The 21,233-nt window shown below is 66.7% G+C and carries 24 protein-coding genes; 14 read left to right on the forward strand and 10 right to left on the reverse strand.

All coding sequences use genetic code 11. The features are described 5' to 3' along the window. The 3 genes from guaB to SS2_RS16465 all read left to right on the forward strand — a co-directional run. The coding region (gene guaB / locus SS2_RS17205; protein WP_169796333.1) for an IMP dehydrogenase at positions 1-838 on the forward strand (838 nt) is incomplete at its 5' end. 597 nt (positions 839-1,435) lie between these two features. Next, positions 1,436-1,813: a hypothetical protein gene (locus SS2_RS16460; protein WP_066466114.1), complete on the forward strand. Its 378-nt coding sequence runs from the start codon at positions 1,436-1,438 to the stop codon at positions 1,811-1,813. Next, positions 1,810-2,616: an RES domain-containing protein gene (locus SS2_RS16465; protein WP_066466118.1), complete on the forward strand. Its 807-nt coding sequence runs from the start codon at positions 1,810-1,812 to the stop codon at positions 2,614-2,616. Before SS2_RS16460 ends, SS2_RS16465 begins: the two co-directional genes overlap by 4 nt. 764 nt (positions 2,617-3,380) lie before the next feature. Here the strand turns inward: SS2_RS16465 and SS2_RS16475 are convergent. After that, the gene (locus SS2_RS16475) at positions 3,381-3,653 is read right to left on the reverse strand and encodes a hypothetical protein (protein ID WP_245643669.1); all 273 of its coding nucleotides are present in this window, start codon (positions 3,651-3,653) and stop codon (positions 3,381-3,383) included. A 237-nt stretch (positions 3,654-3,890) separates the two neighbouring features. Here SS2_RS16475 and SS2_RS18320 point away from each other — a divergent pair, with 237 nt between their 5' ends. The 3 genes from SS2_RS18320 to SS2_RS16490 are packed head-to-tail and all read left to right on the forward strand — an operon-like array spanning position 3,891 to position 6,988. Next, complete coding sequence (locus SS2_RS18320) at positions 3,891-4,418, forward strand: MobC family plasmid mobilization relaxosome protein (protein WP_083942376.1); 528 nt, start codon at positions 3,891-3,893, stop codon at positions 4,416-4,418. Next, positions 4,415-6,064 carry a relaxase/mobilization nuclease domain-containing protein gene (locus SS2_RS16485; RefSeq protein ID WP_066466123.1) on the forward strand — a complete coding sequence of 550 codons (1,650 nt, stop codon included), beginning with the start codon at positions 4,415-4,417 and terminating at the stop codon, positions 6,062-6,064. The genes SS2_RS18320 and SS2_RS16485 overlap by 4 nt, the downstream gene beginning before the upstream one ends. A 9-nt stretch (positions 6,065-6,073) precedes the next feature. Continuing rightward, entirely contained in the window at positions 6,074-6,988 is a 915-nt protein-coding gene (locus SS2_RS16490; RefSeq protein WP_066466125.1) for a hypothetical protein, read from the forward strand. A 293-nt stretch (positions 6,989-7,281) separates the two neighbouring features. On the opposite strand, the gene SS2_RS16495 is transcribed toward SS2_RS16490, so the two are convergent. The 9 genes from SS2_RS16495 to SS2_RS18285 form a co-directional block, all read right to left on the reverse strand. Next, on the reverse strand, positions 7,282-7,533 hold the full coding sequence (locus tag SS2_RS16495) for a hypothetical protein (RefSeq protein WP_066466126.1): 252 nt from the start codon (positions 7,531-7,533) through the stop codon (positions 7,282-7,284). 109 nt (positions 7,534-7,642) lie between these two features. Then, a complete protein-coding gene (locus SS2_RS16500) occupies positions 7,643-8,071 on the reverse strand; it encodes a DUF4913 domain-containing protein (protein WP_083942377.1) in 429 nt (142 codons plus the stop codon). Further along, positions 8,064-9,821 (reverse strand): type IV secretory system conjugative DNA transfer family protein, encoded by a 1,758-nt coding sequence (locus SS2_RS16505; protein ID WP_066466128.1) that lies wholly within the window; start codon positions 9,819-9,821, stop codon positions 8,064-8,066. The genes SS2_RS16500 and SS2_RS16505 overlap by 8 nt, the downstream gene beginning before the upstream one ends. 9 nt (positions 9,822-9,830) lie before the next feature. Continuing rightward, positions 9,831-11,294: a putative type IV secretion/conjugal transfer ATPase gene (locus SS2_RS16510; protein ID WP_066466131.1), complete on the reverse strand. Its 1,464-nt coding sequence runs from the start codon at positions 11,292-11,294 to the stop codon at positions 9,831-9,833. Between the two features lie 70 nt (positions 11,295-11,364). Further along, a complete protein-coding gene (locus SS2_RS16515) occupies positions 11,365-12,855 on the reverse strand; it encodes an SCO6880 family protein (RefSeq protein WP_157607399.1) in 1,491 nt (496 codons plus the stop codon). Beyond that, complete coding sequence (locus SS2_RS16520) at positions 12,852-14,207, reverse strand: flagellar type III secretion system protein FlhB (protein WP_066466135.1); 1,356 nt, start codon at positions 14,205-14,207, stop codon at positions 12,852-12,854. The genes SS2_RS16515 and SS2_RS16520 overlap by 4 nt, the downstream gene beginning before the upstream one ends. A gap of 15 nt (positions 14,208-14,222) precedes the next feature. Then, positions 14,223-14,945 carry a DUF8175 domain-containg protein gene (locus SS2_RS16525; RefSeq protein WP_066466137.1) on the reverse strand — a complete coding sequence of 241 codons (723 nt, stop codon included), beginning with the start codon at positions 14,943-14,945 and terminating at the stop codon, positions 14,223-14,225. Between the two features lie 47 nt (positions 14,946-14,992). Further along, positions 14,993-15,289, reverse strand: coding sequence for a hypothetical protein (locus tag SS2_RS16530; protein ID WP_066466139.1), 297 nt, complete (start codon positions 15,287-15,289; stop codon positions 14,993-14,995). Continuing rightward, the gene (locus tag SS2_RS18285; protein ID WP_369405226.1) at positions 15,286-15,885 is read right to left on the reverse strand and encodes a DUF6668 family protein; all 600 of its coding nucleotides are present in this window, start codon (positions 15,883-15,885) and stop codon (positions 15,286-15,288) included. Before SS2_RS18285 ends, SS2_RS16530 begins: the two co-directional genes overlap by 4 nt. Positions 15,886-16,036: 151 nt before the next feature. Here SS2_RS18285 and SS2_RS16540 point away from each other — a divergent pair, with 151 nt between their 5' ends. From SS2_RS16540 to SS2_RS16575, 8 genes are all read left to right on the forward strand, one after another. Then, the gene (locus tag SS2_RS16540; RefSeq protein WP_066466143.1) at positions 16,037-16,324 is read left to right on the forward strand and encodes a helix-turn-helix domain-containing protein; all 288 of its coding nucleotides are present in this window, start codon (positions 16,037-16,039) and stop codon (positions 16,322-16,324) included. Next, positions 16,305-17,351, forward strand: coding sequence for a C40 family peptidase (locus SS2_RS16545; RefSeq protein ID WP_066466144.1), 1,047 nt, complete (start codon positions 16,305-16,307; stop codon positions 17,349-17,351). Before SS2_RS16540 ends, SS2_RS16545 begins: the two co-directional genes overlap by 20 nt. 230 nt (positions 17,352-17,581) lie before the next feature. Then, positions 17,582-17,950, forward strand: a complete 369-nt coding sequence (locus tag SS2_RS16550) for a hypothetical protein (RefSeq protein WP_066466146.1) — start codon at positions 17,582-17,584, stop codon at positions 17,948-17,950. A gap of 9 nt (positions 17,951-17,959) precedes the next feature. After that, a complete protein-coding gene (locus SS2_RS16555) occupies positions 17,960-18,781 on the forward strand; it encodes an FHA domain-containing protein (RefSeq protein WP_066466149.1) in 822 nt (273 codons plus the stop codon). Beyond that, complete coding sequence (locus tag SS2_RS16560) at positions 18,760-19,182, forward strand: DUF192 domain-containing protein (protein WP_066466151.1); 423 nt, start codon at positions 18,760-18,762, stop codon at positions 19,180-19,182. The genes SS2_RS16555 and SS2_RS16560 overlap by 22 nt, the downstream gene beginning before the upstream one ends. Positions 19,183-19,276: 94 nt before the next feature. After that, complete coding sequence (locus SS2_RS16565; RefSeq protein ID WP_066466152.1) at positions 19,277-19,591, forward strand: ArsR/SmtB family transcription factor; 315 nt, start codon at positions 19,277-19,279, stop codon at positions 19,589-19,591. Between the two features lie 568 nt (positions 19,592-20,159). Next, positions 20,160-20,774, forward strand: coding sequence for a hypothetical protein (locus SS2_RS16570; RefSeq protein ID WP_066466155.1), 615 nt, complete (start codon positions 20,160-20,162; stop codon positions 20,772-20,774). 73 nt (positions 20,775-20,847) lie between these two features. Beyond that, entirely contained in the window at positions 20,848-21,102 is a 255-nt protein-coding gene (locus tag SS2_RS16575) for a hypothetical protein (RefSeq protein ID WP_157607400.1), read from the forward strand. Positions 21,103-21,233 lie beyond the last annotated feature (131 nt).

Consider the following 21,233-nt stretch of genomic DNA (forward strand, 5'->3'; position numbering starts at 1 on the left):
TCTACGAGTGGGCGCCGCAGTAGGCTTTTTCGGTGACGGGTTGGCTCGGGCAGGGGCGCTAGTCGAGGCGGGGGTTGACCTCCTTGTCGTGGATACCGCCAACGGAGAGAGTAGAGGCGTTCTCGATATGGTCCGCCGCATTAAGGGTGATCGGGCATTCGCGGATGTGGATGTTATTGGTGGGCAGGCTGCCACTCAATCTGCGGCGAAGGCTCTGATTGAGGCCGGAGTTGATGCAATTAAGGTCGGTGTTGGTCCGGGGTCGATCTGTACGACCCGGGTGGTCGCTGGAGTTGGAGTCCCTCAGATTACAGCCGTCCATGAGGCCTCCCTTGTTGCGCGCAGCGCAGGTGTTCCGACCATCGCCGATGGAGGTCTGCAGTACTCTGGCGACATCGCGAAGGCGCTCGTCGCGGGCGCTAGCAGCGTCATGCTCGGATCTTTATTGGCGGGAACGGACGAGAGCCCCGGGGAACTTGTGTTTGTCGGAGACCGGCAGTTTAAGAACTATCGCGGGATGGGCTCTTTAGGGGCGCTTCAAACGCGCGGCCAGCGCACGTCCTATTCGAAGGATCGATACTTTCAGGCAGACGTCTCGTCAAACGAGAAGCTCATACCAGAGGGAGTTGAGGGGCGAGTTCCCTATCGGGGCTCGGTCGATAGTGTGCTCCACCAACTTGTCGGAGGGTTGCGCCAGTCAATGTTCTATGTTGGTGCCCATACAATTCCCGAACTCAAATCTCGTGGGCAGTTCATCCGGATGACAGCTGCAGGATTTAGGGAGTCGCATCCGCACGACCTTGAAATGGTTGTTGAGGCGCCAAACTACTGGGCCTGATTGGCTGCCTCGCGCTGGCCAGGTCCCGGCGGGCGGGTGTCTTGATAGCTCGACAGCCCGCAGCAGTGTGGCGCCAGTCTCGAGGATGGCTAGGTGTCGGTAGAGAGTGTCTCGGGGACGCCGAAAGCGTGGGCAACGGTCACACGGGGATGGCTGCCGTCGAGGGTGGCGCGCAGCGTTGGTGCGGTCGCGCGTCATGACGGCAGGACGACCGCCGACGCGGCGGTGGGACAGTTTCGAGCTTGGGCTGCTGCCGCTGCGGGTTTCGACCGGCGGGCCTTGGCGCGGCTACGGGGAGAGATCGTGCTCGCCGGGCGTGTGTGACGCTCGAGCCTTCCTTGCCAGTGCGCAGCAAGATGCCGATGCTCTGAGCGTAGCGGCCTTCGGAGGTGAGGACCCCGAATCTTCGCGCTCTGGCCTCGATCTTCACGACGGCCTCAGTCCGAAGGCACAGGACCCAGTTGTGTCGCCAGACTGCCAGCGGGCGTGGAGGCAGGCACACCCGAAAGTGGAATATGTGACATAAGGGAGGTTATCGGCTGGCTTTGCGGTGGCTTTTGGTTGGCCCGCATGTGTGCCGTGAGGTAGGTTGGCCGTATGCGAAGCAACGTGGAGACGGCACATGCGGATGCCACGCGCCTGGACATCCATGATCTGGTGCGCGAGCTCAACGACAACGTGGGGACCGTCGTGGTCCAAGCGATCACCGGCGTTAGGGACCGCGGCCAGCCCGGACGCTGGGCACGCCCCGATGGGGCCGAGCCACGTCACACCACCAGTCAGCAGCTTCGGCTGGGGTACCGGGTCTGGCGGATGCTCGAGCAGACCGAGGGGCGCGATGTCGCACTCGCGTGGCTCGTCGGTGCCAATCCTCGGTTGGACGAACAGACACCGGTCACTGCGATCCGGGAACTGCGAAGTGCCGAGGTCGTGGGTGCAGCGCTGGCGTTCATCGACGGATCCCCCTCGGCGTGAGCATCCGGGCGCGGGTGTGTCCGCAGACCGGGCTGTACCTCGTGCCGGCGCGCGGCGGTGACGGTTGGCGCATCGCCAAGGAGCAGTACGTGCGCTCCGGAGGCATCCTGTCGGTGCTGGAGAACAAGCGCGTCGGTCCGCTCCCCGACGACGCCCCCGATCGCCGCGGCCGGTTCGACACGATCGGACGCACGGTCTACTTCGGCCAGACCCAGGCCGCCGCATACGCGGAGGTACTGCAGGACTTCCGCCGCCACCGCCTCGCCCTCGAAGCCGACGCAGAAGCTGCCGGCTTCGACGTGGACGAGTACATCGAGGCGATCTCCTCGCAGGCAGGTGCCAACAACGTGGACCGCCCTTGGGCGATCGGCGGGCAGTGGCAGCTCGATCGCTGCCTCCACAAGGTCACCATGCCCTCCGAAGGCTGGTGGGTGCGCGCGAACGACAAGGCGACGATCAACCAGGTCAGCATGGACCTCGCCCCGAGACTGCGTGAACTCGGAGTCGGCCTCCTCACCCTTGCCGATCTCGAGGGCGAGTCACGAGCAGTCACGACCTTGGTCGCGCAGTACATCCGCGATCAGAACCTCTTCGACGGGTCCCGCCCCCTGGGCATCGAGTTCCCCTCCAAGACGGGCTATGGCACGTGCTGGGCCTGGTGGAACCGACGCGCTGATGACGGACTGACCCCCGACGCGAACGACCCTAAAACCGTGCTCGACATGAACGTCGACGTGCCCGCGTTCCGGCGAGTAGCGAACGACTGGGAACTCGATTTGCTGCCAGGACGCCCGCGCTACTGACTCCCACAGGGACCAACCGTCCAGGCGTCGGCACCACGACCAATCCCCGACCCTGCCCACCTAGGATCCTGACGAGGCCCCTGACTCGCCCAAGATGTTGGTGCGTGATCAGGGGCCTCGTCTCCCCTCAGCGACGGCGCGGCCGAGCCGCGAAGGCGTAGACCCGACGAGGGCGGGGCTACCACCAGCAGACTCGATGGCACCAGCTACGGAAGCCAGTACGACGCGTTGCGCGATATAACACAACGCATCACTCGGGCTCCGCCAGCGGTCCTTCTGGGTCGGTCGCCGTCGGATCCGCTACACACGGACTGGGGTTGTCAGCCTCGTGTCTACCACGGGCCGCAGATCATCGGACGAGGGTCCCCGTAGACGATACGAGGGGATTCTCGGGCACGAACACGACCAGGGCTGCGACTGATGCGATCGGCAGGCTATACCTGCCCCTCACCTCCGACTCGACGAGGAAGCTGCCAGGTGTCCCAGGTGCGATCCCGGTCCACTCTCCAGAGAATAGAAAGGCATGCTCCGGGTTGATGTGCGGGACGGTCGCGACGAGACCAACCGGGCCGACGAAGCGCGCGGCCTCCCACAGTGCTTGGAGCGCCCGAGTGGCGGGTACTCCCTCGCGGGGATCTGTCGCCATTTCGTCCCAGCGCGCTGAGTCGACCGTCGCGAGCATCGGCAAGTCGAGAGCGGCCAGCAGCCTGTATCCGGGCGCTGGGGTCAGGGTCACGAGTTGCGACAACGAAGGCAGGTTCGGACTAGCCACGATTGGTCTCGGCAGCCGTCCCGAGTTTGGCGGTGCGCCGCCGAGCTCGGACCCTCTTGTCGGGTTCGCTGAAACCGATCTTGCGCAACTCTTCAACCGTCCACCCGGCAGAAAGCGCAGCGTTATAGGCCTTCACGTCTTCACGCTCGGCCGCGGCGACACGCTCGGTGATTCGCCGCTGAAACTCGGCGAGCTCTCGGTCGGTCTCATCGCGGATGTCGGAGACCCCCTGTCGCGCTTCCGCGACTGTGCGGATGGCCTCCATGCGGGCCTTCTGTGCCTGTTGCGCGCGCGAGCGCTTCTTCCACGGTGAGTGTCTTTGCCATGCGACGAGCGTACTGAGAAGGGGTTATCTACGGAACCCCCAAGGCGCCGGACACGGCGCGTGTGCTCGGCGCCCTGCATGATCACACCGATGCCAGACGGCGACAGGACTGCACAGAAGCTCTGACGGAGCCAGACGGCGACAGGACTGCACAGAAGCTCTGACGGAGCAAGATAGATGATTAGGTCCCCTAATCATGGTCGACGCTCGCGCTGCGCGGCTCGGTCTGCCACACTTGCGGTGTGGGCTCCTGCCGGAGTCGCTGCGCTAGGCAGAGGGAGACACGACGTGACGGGCGAAGCTGTGGAGCCGGGCCAGCCCGTCTCCCGCGTCCGTGGGTTGCGTCAGCGCAGGGTGTCGAGCGGTCCGCGGACCGTCAGTCATCGGGTGAAAGTCACACCCGAGCAGGAGGCTCGACTGCTCCTGAAGGCTGCGCCTCGAGGGATCACTGTTGCCCGACTTCTGGTGGAGTCGGCTCTGGCGGGCGGGGCGGATGTGGCGAACACGCGCGCGGAGTTCCGCGACGAGCTCTACCGCCTGACGCGGCTGCTGGGGAAGGTGTCGGTCAACATCAATCAGATCGCCCGGGCCACGAACACGACGTTCGAGCTGCAACCCGATACTGCTGCCGCGATCGTCTCTTTGGGACGCGTCACCGAGCGCCTGGAGACGCTCCTGGCGGACATGGATGTGACGTCCTCATGATCACCAAGATCGTCAAGGGCGGCGACATGCGCGGCCTGTTGCGGTATCTCCAAGGGCCGGGGAAGGCCAACGAACACACGGCCCCGCACGTCGTGGCTGGCGATCGGTTCCTCATGGCTATGTACTCCGCAGATCTCCTGGAGAAGGATGACGCGGTCGACATCGCGTCCTATCTGGACGAGCCGCGACGCGCCTTCGGCACCGAGGTTTCGACCACGTCCTACATCCAAGAACCGGACACGGGTGAGCGGGTCAAGACCGGCATGCGCCCCGTGCACGTGTGGCACTGCGCCCTGAGTCTGGGGGCGAGTGAAGGTCAGCAGGGCGACGAACGGTGGCAAGCGATCGCCCAGGACTTCATGGATTCGATGGGCTTCACGGAGACCTCGGGGAAGGCCCCTGCGCGTTGGGTTGCCGTCCACCACGGGCAGTCGGCTGGCGGGAACGACCACATCCACATCGCAGCATCAGCCGTCCGTGAGGATGGGACGCGGTGGGAAGGACTGTGGCGCGACTGGGTCAAGGCGCAGCAGGTTGCTCGAGAGCTGGAGACCAAGTACGGCCTGGAGCGGCTGGAGAGTCGAGAGTTCGATGCCTCCGAGCGAAGCATCACTTTTGCTGAGCGGGAGTCCTCGCAGCGCGCCGGCCTCGCCGTGCCGGCAAGCAAGCTCCTGGCCTCTCGTGTTCGCGCCACAGCTGTCGCGTCGACGTCTGAAGCAGAGTGGATTCGCCGCGTGCGTCGCGATGGACTGGTGATCAAGCCCTACTTCGCCAAGGGCACGACCGACGTCGTCACCGGCTACCGCGTGGCGCTACGCCCGGACAACTACAACGGCAAGATCGTCTTCTTCGGTGGCAAGAGGCTGGGACAAGATCTTTCACTACCGCGCCTTCGCGAGCGGTGGGGCGAGCCCTCTGTTGAGCAGTCTGACGCGGCCTCGGCCGAGTGGCAGGCAGCATTCCGCGGACGGCGCGACACAGTGCAGGACGGACGCGAGACTCGCCCGATCTCCGCGAAGGCTCCCGGAGTCTCTGCGGAGAAGCTCGCGGAGTTCAGCGAGCGACTGACGCAGGTCCCCATGACCGATCGAGGCGCGTACGCGGACGCCGCGCGCGACATCTCAGGCACACTGTCCGCCTGGGCAAAGTTCGATCCCGCCAACGGCGATGAGCTGCGCGCCGCCGCCTCGACGCTGGCTCGCAGCGCACAGGCACACAGGCGAACAGATGCTCCGGGGCGCCGCCCTGTCGCCAGCACCATGGGCACAGCTCTGCTCTTCGAGCAGGCCAAGCACGCAGGCAAGGGCAAGATCGCCGCTGCGATCTTTATGCAACAGATCCTGAAGACGGCTGAGTCGGTTCGCGACTTCCACCAGGCCTCGGGCAACCTCCGCGAAGCCACTCGCGTTCACCGGGACGTCGTGGCGCGGCTGCAGACCGTCCCGTTTCTTGGGTACGCCGGAAGTACTGAGAAGACCTCCCAGGCCGCCCAGCACCAGTCCCCTGCCGATGTCGCAAGGTCCTTCGCTGACGTTGGCGCCGGGGCACCGGATGTTCCTGCGCCAGGACTCCCACCCGCACCTTCACCACTGCCACGCCCGCTCCACAGGCAGCCCAATCCCGTCAACGTAGAGCGCGAGAGATAGAGGATCGACATGGTTGACGACGACCCGATTGACGACATACATGGCGTGGCGATGACCGCAGGCACAGCCCTGAGCCGGGTCGCCGAGTCCGTGCTGCGACACGCCCAGGACCGCAGGCGCCTCGCGCAGCAGACGATCGAGCGGGCGTCGGAGGACGCTCGAGCTCGCGAGAGCGCACAGCGTGAGATCGCTGACCGGCATTTCTCCCGGGCGCAACGGCCTGACTTTCTCGAGACGGCCGACCCGCGCGCGATCGCTCAGACGTGGCACGCCGCCCAGGACTGGAAGGACCGCGAACCCGAACGGTTCACGGCGGCAGCGGATGGACTCAACGCCCAGTTCGAGGCCCGCTATGGGATTGATCTCAGCGCCGCCGTTGATCAAGGAGCAGCCCGGGAACTGGTCACCGACGCCGCTGAGACCAGAATCGTCAAGGTGCGTGAGCTGGAGCAGCAGCAGGAGCGCGAGCGGGAAGAAGCACATGAGGCCCAGCGCCTGATCCGTGATGCCGAGGCGAAGGAGGCGATGGCACTGATGACCGCCGAGGGTCCAGAGCAAGACCGCCTTCTCAGCGAGGCACAGGTGCACCGGCGCGAGGCATCAGCACGCGAGACCGGAGAGACCCGAGCATCCGATGACCACCGCAGCGAGGTCCAGACGGCGACGTCCGAGCTGATGTCAGCGCAAGACGCGCCCGCATCCGCCACCACTCCCCTGTACGACTCCCCCGAGCGCCGAGCGGCCTCAGAACGAGAGATGGCGGCCGCCGGTGTCCCGGAGCAAGCACGCAAGGCACGCATGACCGCCGACCAGATGAATGCCCGCAACCCGCGAGAGGCCGCGACGGCCACGGCAGCGAAGAAGAAAGCAGCCGTGGGAACGGTGGCGGCCGGGCGTTCACGCGACACCGGCCGGTCGCGCTGAGAGTCACTGGTGCGGTGACTCTGGGAGCGGCCCAGTCGTCCCTTCCTCTTCTCAGACGCCGCAGTGTGCCTAACCTCAGTGTCGGGTCCACGCTTCCCACTGTTGCTCACTCAGACCACGGAGAGTCTTTCCGTTGACCACGAAATCCGCCGTCTGACTCCCCTTAGTTCCGAAAAAGCTGATCATTTTCGCATCCCAGTGAACGACTTCGCTATCACCGACGAGTTTTAGGTTGCACTTGCTGCCGACCCCTACCTCTTCGAAACTGGACCACTTGGTTGCTTTCATGGCCATCAGTCGAACTCCCACCAGTGGACGTTGTCGAGGGCCTCCTCGACCGTCGCGGCGGGGTTCCCGGTGCTCTGAGCGGGAGCATACTGATCCGCGTCGACGGTCGCCGTGTACCTGTGCGAGAACGCAGCAGGGCCTTGATCTGAGATCGTAACTGTCAGGAGACGGCTGTTGCGGTAGATGGAGAAGCGGCGTTCCTCCCAGACTTCTTCGGCACCGCTTACCTGCTTCAAGATGGAGACATAGTCGGTCATGTCTCGAACTTAGCGCCGTACTTCCAGGAGCCCGGCGCAACACGCGCCCTTCGCAGCCTTCGGTAGCCGGCCTCGTAACTCAATGAAACACTCCTGACCCTGGTCGAGATCACCGAGTGGTGTCGACAGAGCTGCCGGAGAGGAGTAGTCCTTCTGGTGGCTCTTCCATGGGCAGAGGGTCTGAGAGGACGTGCTGACCGGGACTGCACTGACGGAAGACACCCTGCCCGGACGACAGGGCACCCATGACGGGGTCAGCATGGTCGCGCCACCAGCTGGACGCGCCGACGCCGGGATCTTGGCGGAGCGACTCGAAGGCCTTCCACAATGCCTCGAGCCTGGAGACTGCTTCGGGGTGCTCGAACCACCGCGAGCACCAGCGGAACGAACCCTGTTTGCTTGTCTCGCGTTCGTAGACGTGGACGAGGTGGTCGCGTACGAAGAGGTAGACATTGGGAAAGAGTGTCGTGGGTGCGTGATCGTCCAGGGCCTCGGCGGGCCTGTCGTCGAACAGGTCGTCATCGAGGTCATCAGACAAGAGGCTGTCCGGTCCACGGGGAGGGGTTCAGGTCCGGCTGGTGGGTGATGGCGTCGGTGCCGTACGTGGCGTGGGACTCGGTGATGATGGCGACGTGCTTTCCGCCGGCGAACCACGGTTGGGGTTCGATCATCTTTGCCGGGATGCCGGAGGCGAACATCACCGCTCGGCCTTTGGGGAGTTCTCGGAGTTCGGCGACGGTGAGGATCTGCTTCTCTTGCACCGATCGGGACCGGGAGGCGCCTTGCTTGCTGTGGGACTGGGACGTCTGGACTCGCTCGTAGGTGCCGATGAGGTCAGAGAGTCGTCGCAGGTAGCGGTCGTCGTCGACGCCGCCGCCGTAGATTTTCACGTTCGCGGCGGACCAGAGTTTCTCCATGCCGCCTTTGCCCCAGACCTCTTCGCCTTGGGCCCAGTTCTGCAGGATGGTCATGAAGAGGATGCCGCGGGAGCCGTAGTGGCTGTAGAGGCTGTCGAGGTCTTTGAACCGGCAGATGTTCGCGGCTTCGTCGAGGACGCCGAGGAAGGGGACGGGCATCCGACCTCGCGGTGAGGCGGTCGCGAACTCTTCGGCCGCTTCGCTGACGGCGACGGTGAGTGCGGCTACGATCGCGCCGGCCCCGCCGCCACCTTCCTTGGACAGGAGGTAGAGGGTGTCGGTGGTGCGCACGAAGTCTGTGGGCACGAAGGCCGGCGCGCCCGGTTGCGGCACGATCCAGCGGGTGAACGAGCTGTTGCGCAGGAACCCCATCAGGGATCGGGCAGTGCCGAAGACGCCGTCGCGCTGCTTGTCGGGGAGCATGATCAGGGCCGTGAGGGATTCGGCGTGCAGGGGGTACCCGTGGGTCTGGAGGAGTCTGGCGGGTTCGCGTTCAGAGGGCGCGGTCAGCCAGGAGTAGACCTGGGTGATCGGGTAGCCGCCGCGGGCGGCTGCCAGGAGCATGAGCGCGATGAGGTTCTCGGCTTCGCTGTCGAAGTAGGAGTCGGTTTTCGCGTTGGCCGCGCGTGCGGAGGTGGCGAACTGGGCGGCCATCTTCTCGGACTTGCCTTCGTCGGTGACGTAGGTGAGCGGGTCCCAGAACCAGGTGGGTGGTTCGTTGGCTACCGACTGGGGGTCCAGGATCCAGTTCTGGCCCAGCGTCGAGCGGTACAGGCGGGTCGCGTCGACGACGTCGCGTTTGTTCGACGTCGCGAGCAAGGCTCCGGGGGCGTCCATGATCAGCGGGATGGCGTAGGCCGTCGATTTCATGGTTCGAGGTCCCGCGATCAAGATGAGCATGTCTTCGAAGCTGCTGTAGATCGCAGCCCGGGTCGGCAGGACCTTGCCTAGGGGGAGACCAACAGCGTCGGACTTCACTCCGAGGCGTGAGGCCTGCGCGCGCCGTGCTGGGGCGAGCATGGGGCGCAGGTCGCGGGGGTTGCCCATGTACCGGGCGGATTTGTCTGAGGACAGGCGCTTGGTGCGGTTCTTGGCGACGAGGACACCGATCCCTGTGGCCGCGGCGGTGATGGCCACGGCAATCACCGAGGTGATCACGGTGGCCATCGTTGACCAGGGCGTCTGCCCGTTCGCCAAGCTGAGCGCGAGGGTGATCGGATGGGCCTCGGGTGCCGGGTCGCCGGTGAGCTTTGCGGCGCCGTGCAGGGCCACCCACACCGTTCCCACGCCGAGAGCAGCGATGCCCCCCAGGGCCAGCCCCGCGTAGAGGGGGGCGTTGTCGGTGGTGGTGACGTCTTTCGTGCGGACCATCGTCGTCGTCTACCTTTCGGCTTCTTGCAGCCAGCGCGCGTTGGTGTCGTGCAGGTCGAACTCCGCCTGGGTCAGTTTCACCTGGGTCTGGATCCCGGCGCGCTCGCCCAGCTTGATCAGGACCTTGCCGGCTCCGGGCGGTGGGGCGGGACGGAGCATGCCGGTGGAGGTGCGGATCATCTTCTGCTTCCACCCGGCCGGGGTGGACCAGCTGGCGACGGTCCGCATCTCGTTCTCGCTCATCCGTTTGACCTCGCTCAGGGCCCGCAGGTCGTCCATCGCGAGCCCGGCGGTGACGATGATTGAGGAGCGTTCGGCGAAGCCGCGGGCTTTGCGGGCGTCAGCGGCCGAGCTCATCGACTCCATGTCTTTGAGGGAGTGGGTGATGAAGATGTTGCCGACGCCGTCGCTGCGGTTGAGGCGGGTGACGCCGTCGAGCTTGTCGACGAGCCCGGCGCCCTCGATCCGCATGGCCTCCCACATCTCGTCCATCACGCTGAGGAAGTGCCGTTGCGGTTCCAGGCCCGCCTCGGCCAGTGCGTTGGCTGCCTCGATGCTCGCGTAGCCCTCGGACCACGTCGACATCAAGATCGCTGCTTTGACGTCTTCGGAGTGACGGCGAATCGGTGAGACGTCGATGCACACCCCGGGGGCGTCCAGACGGATCCGTTCGGTCGTCTGACCGGAGAACGTCAGTCCCAGGGACCCTTCCATCAGCGCCTGCAGGGACCGGGCAACACCTCGGGTCGTGGTCACGAACTCCTCGGCGTCGGCCACCAGGGCGGCCCGGATGAGCTCCTGAGGGGGGCTGGCGAAGATCGCGGCCAGGTCGGGCAAGGACGGCGGCGTACCTCCGCGGTGGCGATCGCGCAGGATGCGGACTGCCCGGGCGACCAGCGACTCTTCCCAGTCGTCCAGGCGGGCGCGCCGCATGATCTGGATGAGCGTGGTCACGAGCATCACCGCGCGCTGCAGCGCCTGCTCGTGGAGCACCTCGCCGCGTTCGCCGCCGATCCGGTCAGCGGCCATGCCCATCGCTCCGGGGTCCAGGACGTTGAGGCACTGTCCTTCCCCCAACCGGATGATCTGCCCACCCAGAGCCCGGATCACGTCGGCGTAGTCAGGCTTCATGTCGCCCAGAACCAGGGGGATCACGCCCTGGTCTGCCAGGCCGAGGATCTGGCGGACGGTGAACGAGCTCTTCCCCAGCCCTTGCAGGCCCAGGACGAGCATGGACGGGCTGGAGGCCAGCCCGTGCTTGAACCAGGTCAGCGGGTCACAGCAGACCGTCGACCCGGTCATGATGTCCTGGCCGACAGGGACACCGAGCGCAGGACGGGAGGAAGCACCGGAGTAGGGCCACAGGCCGCAGACCTGCTTGCTCGAGCCACGGAAGGTGGGCGGTGGGGTGATGACACCCCACGCGCCCCCGCCGGGGCCGCGGAAGCCGCGGGCGATTCTCGGGTTGATCATCTCCAGGCCGCCTTCGTGGCTGAGGTGTTCGGCGATCGCTCGCCCTTGCTCTGCGGTGCGCCGCGGGTGCTCACAGGAGGTCCATGACACTGGTGGGAACCACGGTGTGCTCCCACGGGACCATGCCCACCGGGAGGGTGGCCGCGAAGCCGGGAGCCTGGCTGCCGTAGCTGCGGCGAAGGCGCAGCTGCGCGGCGCCGGCACGCCCCTCGATCGTGGAGATGGCCTGCGGGAGATCCTCCGATGAGGCGACGGTCGCGGTGATGAGCATCGAGAAGCGCACGAGGGAGTGGCCTTGTGCGATCTCCTCGCGGGTCTGCTCGGTGGCGCGCTCAACGAGGCGGGCACGGGCTGGCACGCGACGCTTGCCACCGGAGGTCGCCACGAATGTCGCGGTCTGGGCGTCACGCTCGGCAGTTTTCATCCCTTCTTCGGGTGAGTGGGGCCGGTACAGGAGCGCGACGCGTTTGCGCACGAAGTCGCGGTGGGGGTACATCAGGCCCGACAGGGCGAGCTCGTGCACGGCCGCGCGTGGGGGTTCGCGCATCTCCCAGGTCACTGAGACGCCGGAGTCGTGGACGTAGCGGTCCCAGAGGTTCTGGTCGGCGACCGGACCGGCGTCCTTCCAGGTGAGGTCGGACTCGACGCCGTCGAGTTCGGCCTGCTCGATGAACTGCTGCGCGGCCGGGTCGTAGGCGGCGCGCACGATCTTGGTGAGGGCGGCGGCGTCGAGCATTTCCACCGATCCGCCCCCGGCCTGTTCGACCAGGCCCATCATCCCGGGGACCTTGCGGGCGAGTTCGGAGAGGATCTCGTCGTCGCGGCCGCGCTTGGACAGCGCCCGTCCGCGGAAGGTGAACTCCACGTAGGTCACGTTGTCGCTGGAGGCGGCGGGGTAGGCGCTGACGATCTCGTCCATGACGCGGCGCGCGACGTCCGGGCTCGAGGCGGACCGCTGGGAGCGGACCTGCGCTTCGAGGCGGCCCCCGGGGTCCGGGGCGGTGTCGCTGATGGCCTTGGCGCACACCAGCCCGGTCTCCTGACTGGCGTTGGTCAGCACTGCGCTCCACCCGGCGACCCAGGTGTTGATCTGGTCCTGGTCCTGCATGCTCGGGCCCTCGGCCATGCACCGCACGATCACCGTGTACAGCCCACCCCGGAGGGGGTTTTTCACCACGACGAACTCGCTGCCGAAGACGTCCTTGCGGGTCAACAGGATCGTCGTCCCCAGGACTCCGGGCAGCCGGGTGCTGGGATCGCTGTTGAAACTGAACACGCCAGACCTCCACTGGTTTTCCGCAGCGTTTTTGCTGCGCATGAAGCCGATCGCCTCGGCTAGAGCGATACCGAGGGGGGTGCCGGCCAGCAGGAACACGATGACGACGACGGCCAGGACGACGAGAGCGACCGTCACGCCGGCGATGAGCATGGCGAAGATCGTCAGGAGCCCCCCGCCCAGGCCGACAGTCATGCCGAGCACGCCGACTCCGCCCAGGCCCGGTGATCGCTGCTTGACCCAGTTCCCGTAGGTGGGTCGGGGTGGTGCTGTTGACGGGGTCATTGCGTGCCCACCATTCCTGAAGCTGTGTCGTCGCCCTTGGCCGCGCCGGCAGAACCTTGTGATGCCGCGCGCAGGACATCAGCGAACGAGGCGCCGTTGCCCGAGCTCCCTGACGGAGAAGACGCTGGCGGGGCGGCCGGCTGCTGCCCTGCACCGCTGGACGGTTCAGGCGCGGCAGGCCTGCTGTCCGCACCGCCCGGCTGGCCGGCGGGCGATGGGCTGGAGCCCGATGCGGCGTCGCTGGTACCAGCGTCGCCGGAGTTCGTGCCACCGGTGGGAGCATCTGTGCCGGTCGTCGCGGTGCCTGGTGAGCCTGGCGCGCCTCCGGTTGCCGGGGCGCCGGCCGGCGTGGTCGCGGCGGAGCCGGGGCCAGCAACTGCCGATGTCGCTGTTCCTGCGGTGGTCGGTCCGGCAGCGGCCGCGCCGGAGAAACCGCTCGCACCCGCACCAGCGCCCGCTCCTGCGGCTGCGCCGCCGGTGGCGATGACCGCGCCCGTTGCCACGGCCGCCCCGACCATCGCCCCGGCCATCGCGCCAGCGTTCCCACCGGACATCGCAGCGGTGGCCGGGACCATGAAGCGCATCAGTGCGGGTAGCGCCGCGACGGCAAGGATCATCATGAAGATCCCGGCGATCTGGGTGGTGATGTCGTTGGTCGCCGACATCGACATCATGCTTGCTGCGTAGATGAGCGCAGCGACGGGCTTGTAGAGGAGGAAGGCAAGCAGCCACGCGGTGGTCTTGAGGTACCACTGGCGGCCGGTGTCGGTGTTGGACGCGGCAGCTGAGAGAGGCCAGACGCCGGCGAGAAAGATCAGCATGCCGCCGCGCACGATCATCAGACCGAGCTGGATGATCTGGACCAGCAGCACGATGATCGCGAGGATGAAGATCAAACCAGGCTGGTTGAGGGCCATCAGGCCCAGGGTCTGATTCGCCTGGAAGTCGACTTGGTCGAGAATCCATGCTGAGAACAGGTCCCCCATCTCGATCCCGTAGTTGAGGATGAAAGCACCTGCGGTGGAGACCACAGTCACCCGCAGCAGTGACTTGCCGAGCTCGACCAGATGATCGTGCTTCTGGCTGACGATCAAGCGCCCGCAGGCGATGAGCACCGAGAGCACGAGGGTGAACATCACGATGAAGTTCAGGTGATCGCTGATCCAGCGGGTGGGTGAGGCAGCTGACTCGATGTCGGGTGAGTCGAGGTTGAGCCAGGACGTGGTCATGGTGGTCAGTGCCCACTCGGCGGCCTCGTTGAACTTCGCAGCCATGCTGTCCAGGACCGATTGGCCTACAGCGTTGGCGACGGAGGTGGCGGCCTCGGTGATGCAGGCAACCGGGTTGGTCACTGCGCATGCCATGGCTCACGGCCCCCAGGGCGTGAACTGGATGGGAGGGGCGGCGATGCACCCGCCGGGGGTGTTGCCGTTCTGCTGGAGCTTCAACCGCCAGTCGTTCTCGTACCACTGCACCGAGAACGAGCAGGTGACGTCCTGACCGGCGGTGGTCAGGTAGAACGACATCGTCGCTTCGTCGGTGGTGTAGCGATCGAGAACAAAGCCCTTGGGGATCACCACCGTGGTCGGCTTCTCCAGAGCGCCTTGGCCCAGGCGCACGGTCTGACCGACCCCGGGCACCGTCTGGTCGGTGACCACGCGCGCGAAGTCGTCGGCCAAACCATCCACCAACATCGAGATCGTGTAGCCCGCGAGGAGGGCGCCGGCGGGGGTGCGGGCGAAGCACGACGACCCCGTTCCTGGTCCGGCGCTGGGAGAGAGGGGGAAGTACCACCCGCCGTCGTTGCGCCAGGTGACGTCGCTGGGGGCGCGGGTGAGCAGCTCGGTGGTGCCCCCGGACAGGCCGCACGCGGAGTCGTAAGTTGCTGGCGTGGTGTTCTCGTCGCCCGGCCCGGGGGTGGTGGGTGCGGGAGGGGGTGGGTCGGTTATCGTCGAGGACGCTGAAGTGGGCGACCAGGAGGTCGCCGCAGCGGGTTCGGGGTGGTTGGCGCCGCGCCCACCGAGCCAGACGCCCACCAGGACCAGCAGCACCGCGGCCGCGGCCCCGGCCGCCCAACGGATCAGGTTCACTGTGCTTGAGGTAGGCATCGAGGGCCCCGTTCTTGTTGTAGGAGAAGTCACATGAGGAAGTTGACGAAGCCCGACGCGCCGGAGGCCAGGGCGCACCCCAGCGCGATCATGCCGATGGTCTTGCCGTGCTCGGATGCGGTGCCGTTGCGGTGAGCGAAGAACATCGCCGCGGCCGCTGCCATGACCGCCACAACCGCTAGCGCTCCCACGCCCCAGAAGACGAACCCCAGGATTGCTGAGGCCTTGTCCTTGAGTTCCTGGGGGGCGTCAGCCGGTCCCGGGACGGGGACCTGGGAGGCGATCCGGTAGGCGAAGAGCTGTGCGGTCTCCAGGTGAGTGCTCATGAGTTGTTCTCCTTGTTGACGAGGGCCAGGACGGCAGCTGCGGTCCTGTGCGCGTCTTTGTGGGGCGCGCGAGGGGTTTCACGCCACGCGGGGATCCACGGGACGGTGAGAGTGGTCGGGACGACGCCCGAGAGTTCATGGATGCGTGTGCGCAGCGTCTTGGGAAGGCGGCCCGGGCTGTCGGCGACAGTGACCAGTGCGACCACGTCAATGTCGGGAACGGTGTGGGCGGCCCAGGCGTGCAGGAACCGCGCCGCATCGTCCAACCCGGAGGCGGACGTCCTGCACACCAGGGCGACCGAGCGAGGCCATCCCAAGGGTGGAGCGGGCCAGGCCTGAGAGAGCTCCAGGCCTTCGCCGCTGACTTGGGCCAGGGAGGAGATCCCTGAGCCGCCGTGCGCTCCGACCCACACGAAACGTGCGCGGGTGGTGGGGCGGTGCTCCACCACAGGTATCGCGACGCCGGAGACTCGGGGGGCTGCAACGGGCAGCCGCGGCGCAGGTGAGAGAAGGGCAGGTGCCGGGATGTCCGGGCGACCGCTCCCCTGGATGGGTCCGATGTCCCACCGCGACAGGTCGGTGTGTGCCCGTGCCATCTAGAGCCTTCCGCGATCGCCCAGCAGCAGTGCGTCTGCCCTGTTCCTCGGGACACCGTACAGCACTTTGACACTAAATGCTGGTACCGTGCGTGAGGCGATCGTGGAGTGTCGTCACGCCCGACTTTGCCCAAGAGAAGAGGACCTCGACGTGACGCGCGTTGCGCCCGAACCGTCCGGCGATGCACCTGGTGGGGACATAGCGGCCCAGGGTGTGCGCACACCGCGCCTGACCGCTGCGGAGTACGACGTCCTGCCGGAGATCCTGACCAGCGGCGAGGTCGCTCGGATCCTGCAGGTGCACCGTGCCCAGGTTGCCCGCTGGGCGTCGGAGGGTGTGTTGCCTGGTGGGCGGATTGGGCGGACCTGGCGGTTCTCCAAGTCGGTCATCGAGCGTCTGGTGGCGGGGGGAGGGCCACATGAGCGGCGCGGAGAGTGAGTCCGCGGGCGGGACGGGGCTCATTGCTGGCGCGGTGGGGCTGGTGGCCGTGATCGTCGCCATTCCTCTCCTGCTGGTCATGGGTGCCGGTGGGTCTGGGGCGATTCACGTCGCTGCCCCGGCGGTCCTGGGGTCCTTCGATGGCACACACGTCCCCGCGGAGTACGTGGCTTTCATCGAGGCTGCTGGTACGCGCTGTGCGCCCATCAGCTCGGCTGTGCTCGCGGCTCAGATCGAGGCGGAGAGCGGCTGGGACCCGCAGGCGCAGAGCGCTGCCGGGGCTGTGGGGATCGCGCAGTTCATGCCTGCCACGTGGGCCCAGTGGGGGACGGACTATGACGGCGATGGGGTCGCGCATGCGCGAAACCCGGCCGATGCGATCGGCACCCAGGCCGACTACATGTGCTACCTCGCCGGATGGGTGCAGCAGCAGCTCGACCTCGGGGTCATCACCGGCAATGCCCTGGACCTGACCTTGGCGGCCTACAACGCCGGCATGGGGACGGTTGCCGCTGCCGGTGGGGTCCCCGAAATTCGCGAGACGCAGTCGTACATCACCAAGATCGCCGCTCATCTCGTGACGTTCACCGCGGCCCCCGGCGTTGGTTCTGCGTTGGCGCCGGGTTCGGCGTCGAGCATCGTCGACCAGGCCAAGGTCTGGTTGGGCACCCCCTATGTCTGGGGTGGAGGTGGGCTCAGCGGCCCGACCGCCGGCGGCCTCGACTGTTCAGGGCTGGTGCGGCTGGCGCTGTACCAGGCAACCGGGATCGAGCTGCCCAGGACGGCCAACCAGCAGGCCCGGGACCCGCGGGGCATCGACATTGCGCGCGATTACGCCCTGATGCGCCCGGGAGACATCATCGCGTTCTCACGCAATGGCGGGGGCCACTTCCACCACGTCGGGATCTATGCGGGTTCCGGACTGATGATCCATGCCCCTGTTCCCGGCAAGACGGTCGAGATCGTGCCCCTGCAGGGCGCGAGCTACTACGAGAACTTCTCCTGGACGATCAAGAGGTACAAGTGATGAGCAAGAAAACCGTTCTGCTGCTGCTGGGTCCCCTGGTTGCAGCCATGTCTGTGACCGCCTGCTCAGGCGGTGACACCCCAGTGCTGGCGCCGGCGCCGAGTTCCTCGACGCCACCCTCCCCCGGTCCCAGCGTCGTCCCCACGGGGGAGGCAGGGATCCCTCGAGGAGGCGCTATCGACCCTGCCACGGTTGACCCGGGAGATCCCGACCAGGTCGCCGACGCGGTCGTGACGACGATGGAAACGGTCGACACGCGCATCGACAAGCACCCGATGGACGCCTCGCGTCGGGCGGCCCCGTGGCTGAGCGTGCAGTACCTCGATCAGGTGTCCGAGCCGGTCCCCGGTGGCGGGGGTGCCCAGTGGCTCGAGCTTGAGAAGCACGACGGGTACACGACCACCACCGTGAGCGACGCGACGGAGATGGGCCAGCCCGAGGACACCGCCACGGAGGCGTTCCGCGCACGCGCCACGCTCACCGAGCAGCTCGGCGCCGGTGGCTGGACCGGGGAACCCACCCAGTACGTCTACTACGTCTACCTCATCCGTGACAGCGCCACCGACCCCTGGGTCGTTAACGCCGTCGCGGTTGGCTAGGAGCGCGCTGTGGCTAGGAAGCAGACGAGACGTGTTGTCGCCCCGACGCCCGTCATCGCCATCACGATCACCCATGACCAGGTCATCGCCGGCGGGACGCTCGTCGCCCACGATGCCCGGGTGAGTCCACAACAGGCGGGCGCACACTACGTCGCGACCACCGTCGCGGCGGCCCTGAACCGCCCGGTCAAGGCCACCGCGACCGACCCGCTGGGACGGGTCACGATGGTCATCCATCCCGACGGGCACGTCACCGACGTGGAGCCGCTCACGAGCGACGTCCACGGTCCAGTGCGCGCGCCTGAGGTCAGCGCGTTCGCCGACCGTGGGGAAGCAGGACAGCCGCGCCTGGAGGAGGTCAGCGCATCCGTCTGGCCGCCGCCCCCTCCTCCCCCGCTGCCTGTCACACCTGACCGGTCCGCCCGCGAACAAGCCGGTGAGCTCGAGCTCACCGTGACCGGCGCCCCCTCCGCAGGGGACGCTGGAGGGTGGATCGCCGCGGCCGTCTTCTCTGACGGTCAGATCGTCGACCTCGTCGAGACGATCCTCATCGGCCGCAACCCCTCGACCTCAGGGCACGCCGTCACAGGCGCGGCCATCCGCATCCAGGACCGCCACCGCTCGATCAGTCGCTCCCACTTCGCACTCGGTGTCGACGCTCAGGGAGTCTGGGTCCACGACCTTGGGTCGACCAACGGGACCAGACTCAGCGTCGACGGCGGATTGCCCGAGAAGATCGTCCCCGGCGCCCCGGTCCGGTGCCCAGACGGCTCCGTGGTGTTCTTCGGAGACCACCAGGTCAGCATCACGTGCGCCGCGCCCCCGGCGTAGCGGCGGGCCTCGCCGCGGTCGCCCTCGCCGGCTGCGCCACCACCGTCGAACAGGCCACGATGACTTTCCAAGGCGGGGGCGCGATCACCGTAGAGGTCGCAGTATCCCCTGACCAGCGCCGTCTCGGACTCTCCGGCCGCACGGATGTCGCGCAGGGCACCGGAATGGTGTTCGGGTTCGGGGCGCAGGACGTCCCTCAGCTGTGGATGGTCGACACGCTCGTCCCACTCGATGCCCTGTGGATCCGGGATGGACGCATCATCCAGATCGACCACATGTCTCCGTGCTGGGAGAGCAACGACGAGGACTGTCAGATCTGGGCACCAGCACTCCAGGTCGATGCTGTCGTGGAGATGCCTCCCGGGCACGGGCGCGTGGTCGGGGAGGTGGTGAGGTGGTAGATCCGGCGCCGCCGTCGCGTCCCAGTCCGCACCGGATGAGGACATCGCGGCACGGCTCCAACGTCACAGCCCTCTACGCTGGCAAGATGGCCCCATGCCGCGCCTCGTCTTGCCCCCCGCAATGTCCCCCGAGGTCTCCAGAGTCCATGACGTCTTAGGCAACCGGGCCCGCACCACGATCATCCGTTACCTCGCGATCAACGGACCGGCGTCGGTGACCGAGCTCGCCGAAGAGCTCCAGGCGCACCGCGAAGCGGTCTACGTCCATACGCGCCTGCTGGAGCAGATCGGCGTGATCAGCTCGACCTTCCGCGAAGGAGGCGTGCACAACGCAACGTACTGGCAGCTGCACGAGGACAAGGTGAAGGAACTCCAGGACGTCCTTGCCCGGTACCTGGCGGGGAACTAGCCCAAGCTGAACGGCCCATGGCCATCTAGCGCGTGCGCGGCCGCCCTGGCGGCCTGACGCGCTCCTCGATGCCCTCCAGGCTCTCCGCGGTCCACACCGGACCCCGGTTCAGCTCTCCGGCTGGTTCAGGTATCCAGCTCGCCCCGCGCAGACGCGCGTTGCGCAAGGTCGTCACGGTAATTCCCAGGCGGGCCGCCAGTCGTCGAGCGTCGTAGAGCCCCCTGGGACCCGGTCCGGGGTCCTGCGCAGGAGAGGTCTCATTCTGGGCCACTCGCACACGCTACAGCGCAGCCACGAAACATGGGTTAAAGTAGGCGGTAGCGCCTAGGTTTATGTGTCACGGGCGCGACCACGTCAGCGTCGCCCGCCATCTCGGGAGCAATCTTGAACCGCGACACGACGCCGACCTGCGACAACGGATCCGATGGGGAGAAGTCCCCATTCCCATGGCGGCAACAGTGAGAGATGAGGCGAGATGATTGGCCCTCGTCCCGAGAGACCCTGGAAGGAACCGCACCCCGGTGCGGTGAGTGCTCTCCCGAAAATCGCGGCCCGCCAGGACCGTCAGGTGGACGCAAGCTTCGGTGACGACCTCTCAGAGATCCTGATGTCCGGCGCCGCGAACCTCGAGGGAGCAGCACAGATGGTCAGCGGAACCAGGGCACCGCAGGTGCTGGAGTTCTCGCCCAACACCACTGCGCAGGTGCTGGCCCCGCACAGGACCACGCCGGTCCGGCTGTCGGTAGACCCGGCCACCGTGCTCGATGAACTGGGTTGGGACGATCTCTACTACGACTCCCGCCTCGCCCTTCAAGGGCTCGACGGATTTCCCCCACTCCTGGCGGCCGAGGAGATCCCCCCAGCACTCGCCCGCCTTGAGCAGCTGCGCGCACACGACGAACTCGAGTGGTACCTGGCCTTCGCGCGCACTGCCACTGCCGTGGCACGGGCCCTCGACGTCACCGTCGCCGTTGAGGTCACCCTCCGCCACGAGAGCACAGCCCCCTGCCCCAGCGAGAACGACGAACTCGAGAACTTCATCTTCGACACAGCCCTCGGCGCCACTCCCCTGCCTGGCTCCGGCATAGCGCTGGACGACTACACAAGGATGCCCGTTGCCCAGACCGAGGTAGCAGCTGGCCGCATGCCACACCAGAGACTGCTGACCCGTGATCCACTCTGACTCTTTTCACGGATCAGCGCGACACGCCGTCGAGAATCAAGACGATCACCAATGCATATGGCAAGTTGTGGTCATGTCTACGCCACGCAAGCGCCGTCCCTATGGGACGCGAGACGCCGTACCGGTATTCGTGGAGGTGGACCCTGCCATCAAGGTTGCGTTCGAGGACCTGGTGAAGTCGACGTCTTCGTCGAAGTGGGCCGTCTTCGAGGCTCTCATCGAGCATGCCAAGACGGAGCTCGACGACGACGGGCGTCCCGTGTGGTGGAAGGCAGACGACGACTCAGACGTGATCCAGGAGGAACTGCCGCTGCCGCGTAGCGCATAGACCCGAGAACGAGAGAAGGCCCGCCCCTTGCGGGGCGGGCCTCGAATCCCTAAGCGAATCACCCTCAAGCTTGCCGGCGCGGAGGTGACTCGCTCTGATCGGTACACCCTTCGGCGTACCACCATCTGGAG

It is taken from the genome of Sanguibacter suarezii NBRC 16159 (assembly GCF_001552735.1).
GTDB classification, from domain to species: Bacteria; Actinomycetota; Actinomycetes; order Actinomycetales; family Cellulomonadaceae; genus Sanguibacter; species Sanguibacter suarezii.

Coding starts and splice junctions, on each gene's coding strand:
- SS2_RS16495 (WP_066466126.1), bottom strand. CDS start 7,533: ATGACCGACTATGTCTCCATCTTGAAGCAGGTAAGCGGTGCCGAAGAA.
- SS2_RS16460 (WP_066466114.1), top strand. CDS start 1,436: ATGCGAAGCAACGTGGAGACGGCACATGCGGATGCCACGCGCCTGGAC.
- SS2_RS18285 (WP_369405226.1), bottom strand. CDS start 15,885: ATGGCACGGGCACACACCGACCTGTCGCGGTGGGACATCGGACCCATC.
- SS2_RS16505 (WP_066466128.1), bottom strand. CDS start 9,821: ATGGTCCGCACGAAAGACGTCACCACCACCGACAACGCCCCCCTCTAC.
- SS2_RS16510 (WP_066466131.1), bottom strand. CDS start 11,294: ATGATCAACCCGAGAATCGCCCGCGGCTTCCGCGGCCCCGGCGGGGGC.
- SS2_RS16515 (WP_157607399.1), bottom strand. CDS start 12,855: ATGACCCCGTCAACAGCACCACCCCGACCCACCTACGGGAACTGGGTC.
- SS2_RS16575 (WP_157607400.1), top strand. CDS start 20,848: ATGTCTACGCCACGCAAGCGCCGTCCCTATGGGACGCGAGACGCCGTA.
- SS2_RS18320 (WP_083942376.1), top strand. CDS start 3,891: ATGATTAGGTCCCCTAATCATGGTCGACGCTCGCGCTGCGCGGCTCGG.
- SS2_RS16485 (WP_066466123.1), top strand. CDS start 4,415: ATGATCACCAAGATCGTCAAGGGCGGCGACATGCGCGGCCTGTTGCGG.
- SS2_RS16545 (WP_066466144.1), top strand. CDS start 16,305: ATGAGCGGCGCGGAGAGTGAGTCCGCGGGCGGGACGGGGCTCATTGCT.
- SS2_RS16475 (WP_245643669.1), bottom strand. CDS start 3,653: ATGGAGGCCATCCGCACAGTCGCGGAAGCGCGACAGGGGGTCTCCGAC.
- SS2_RS16490 (WP_066466125.1), top strand. CDS start 6,074: ATGGTTGACGACGACCCGATTGACGACATACATGGCGTGGCGATGACC.
- SS2_RS16565 (WP_066466152.1), top strand. CDS start 19,277: ATGCCGCGCCTCGTCTTGCCCCCCGCAATGTCCCCCGAGGTCTCCAGA.
- SS2_RS16530 (WP_066466139.1), bottom strand. CDS start 15,289: ATGAGCACTCACCTGGAGACCGCACAGCTCTTCGCCTACCGGATCGCC.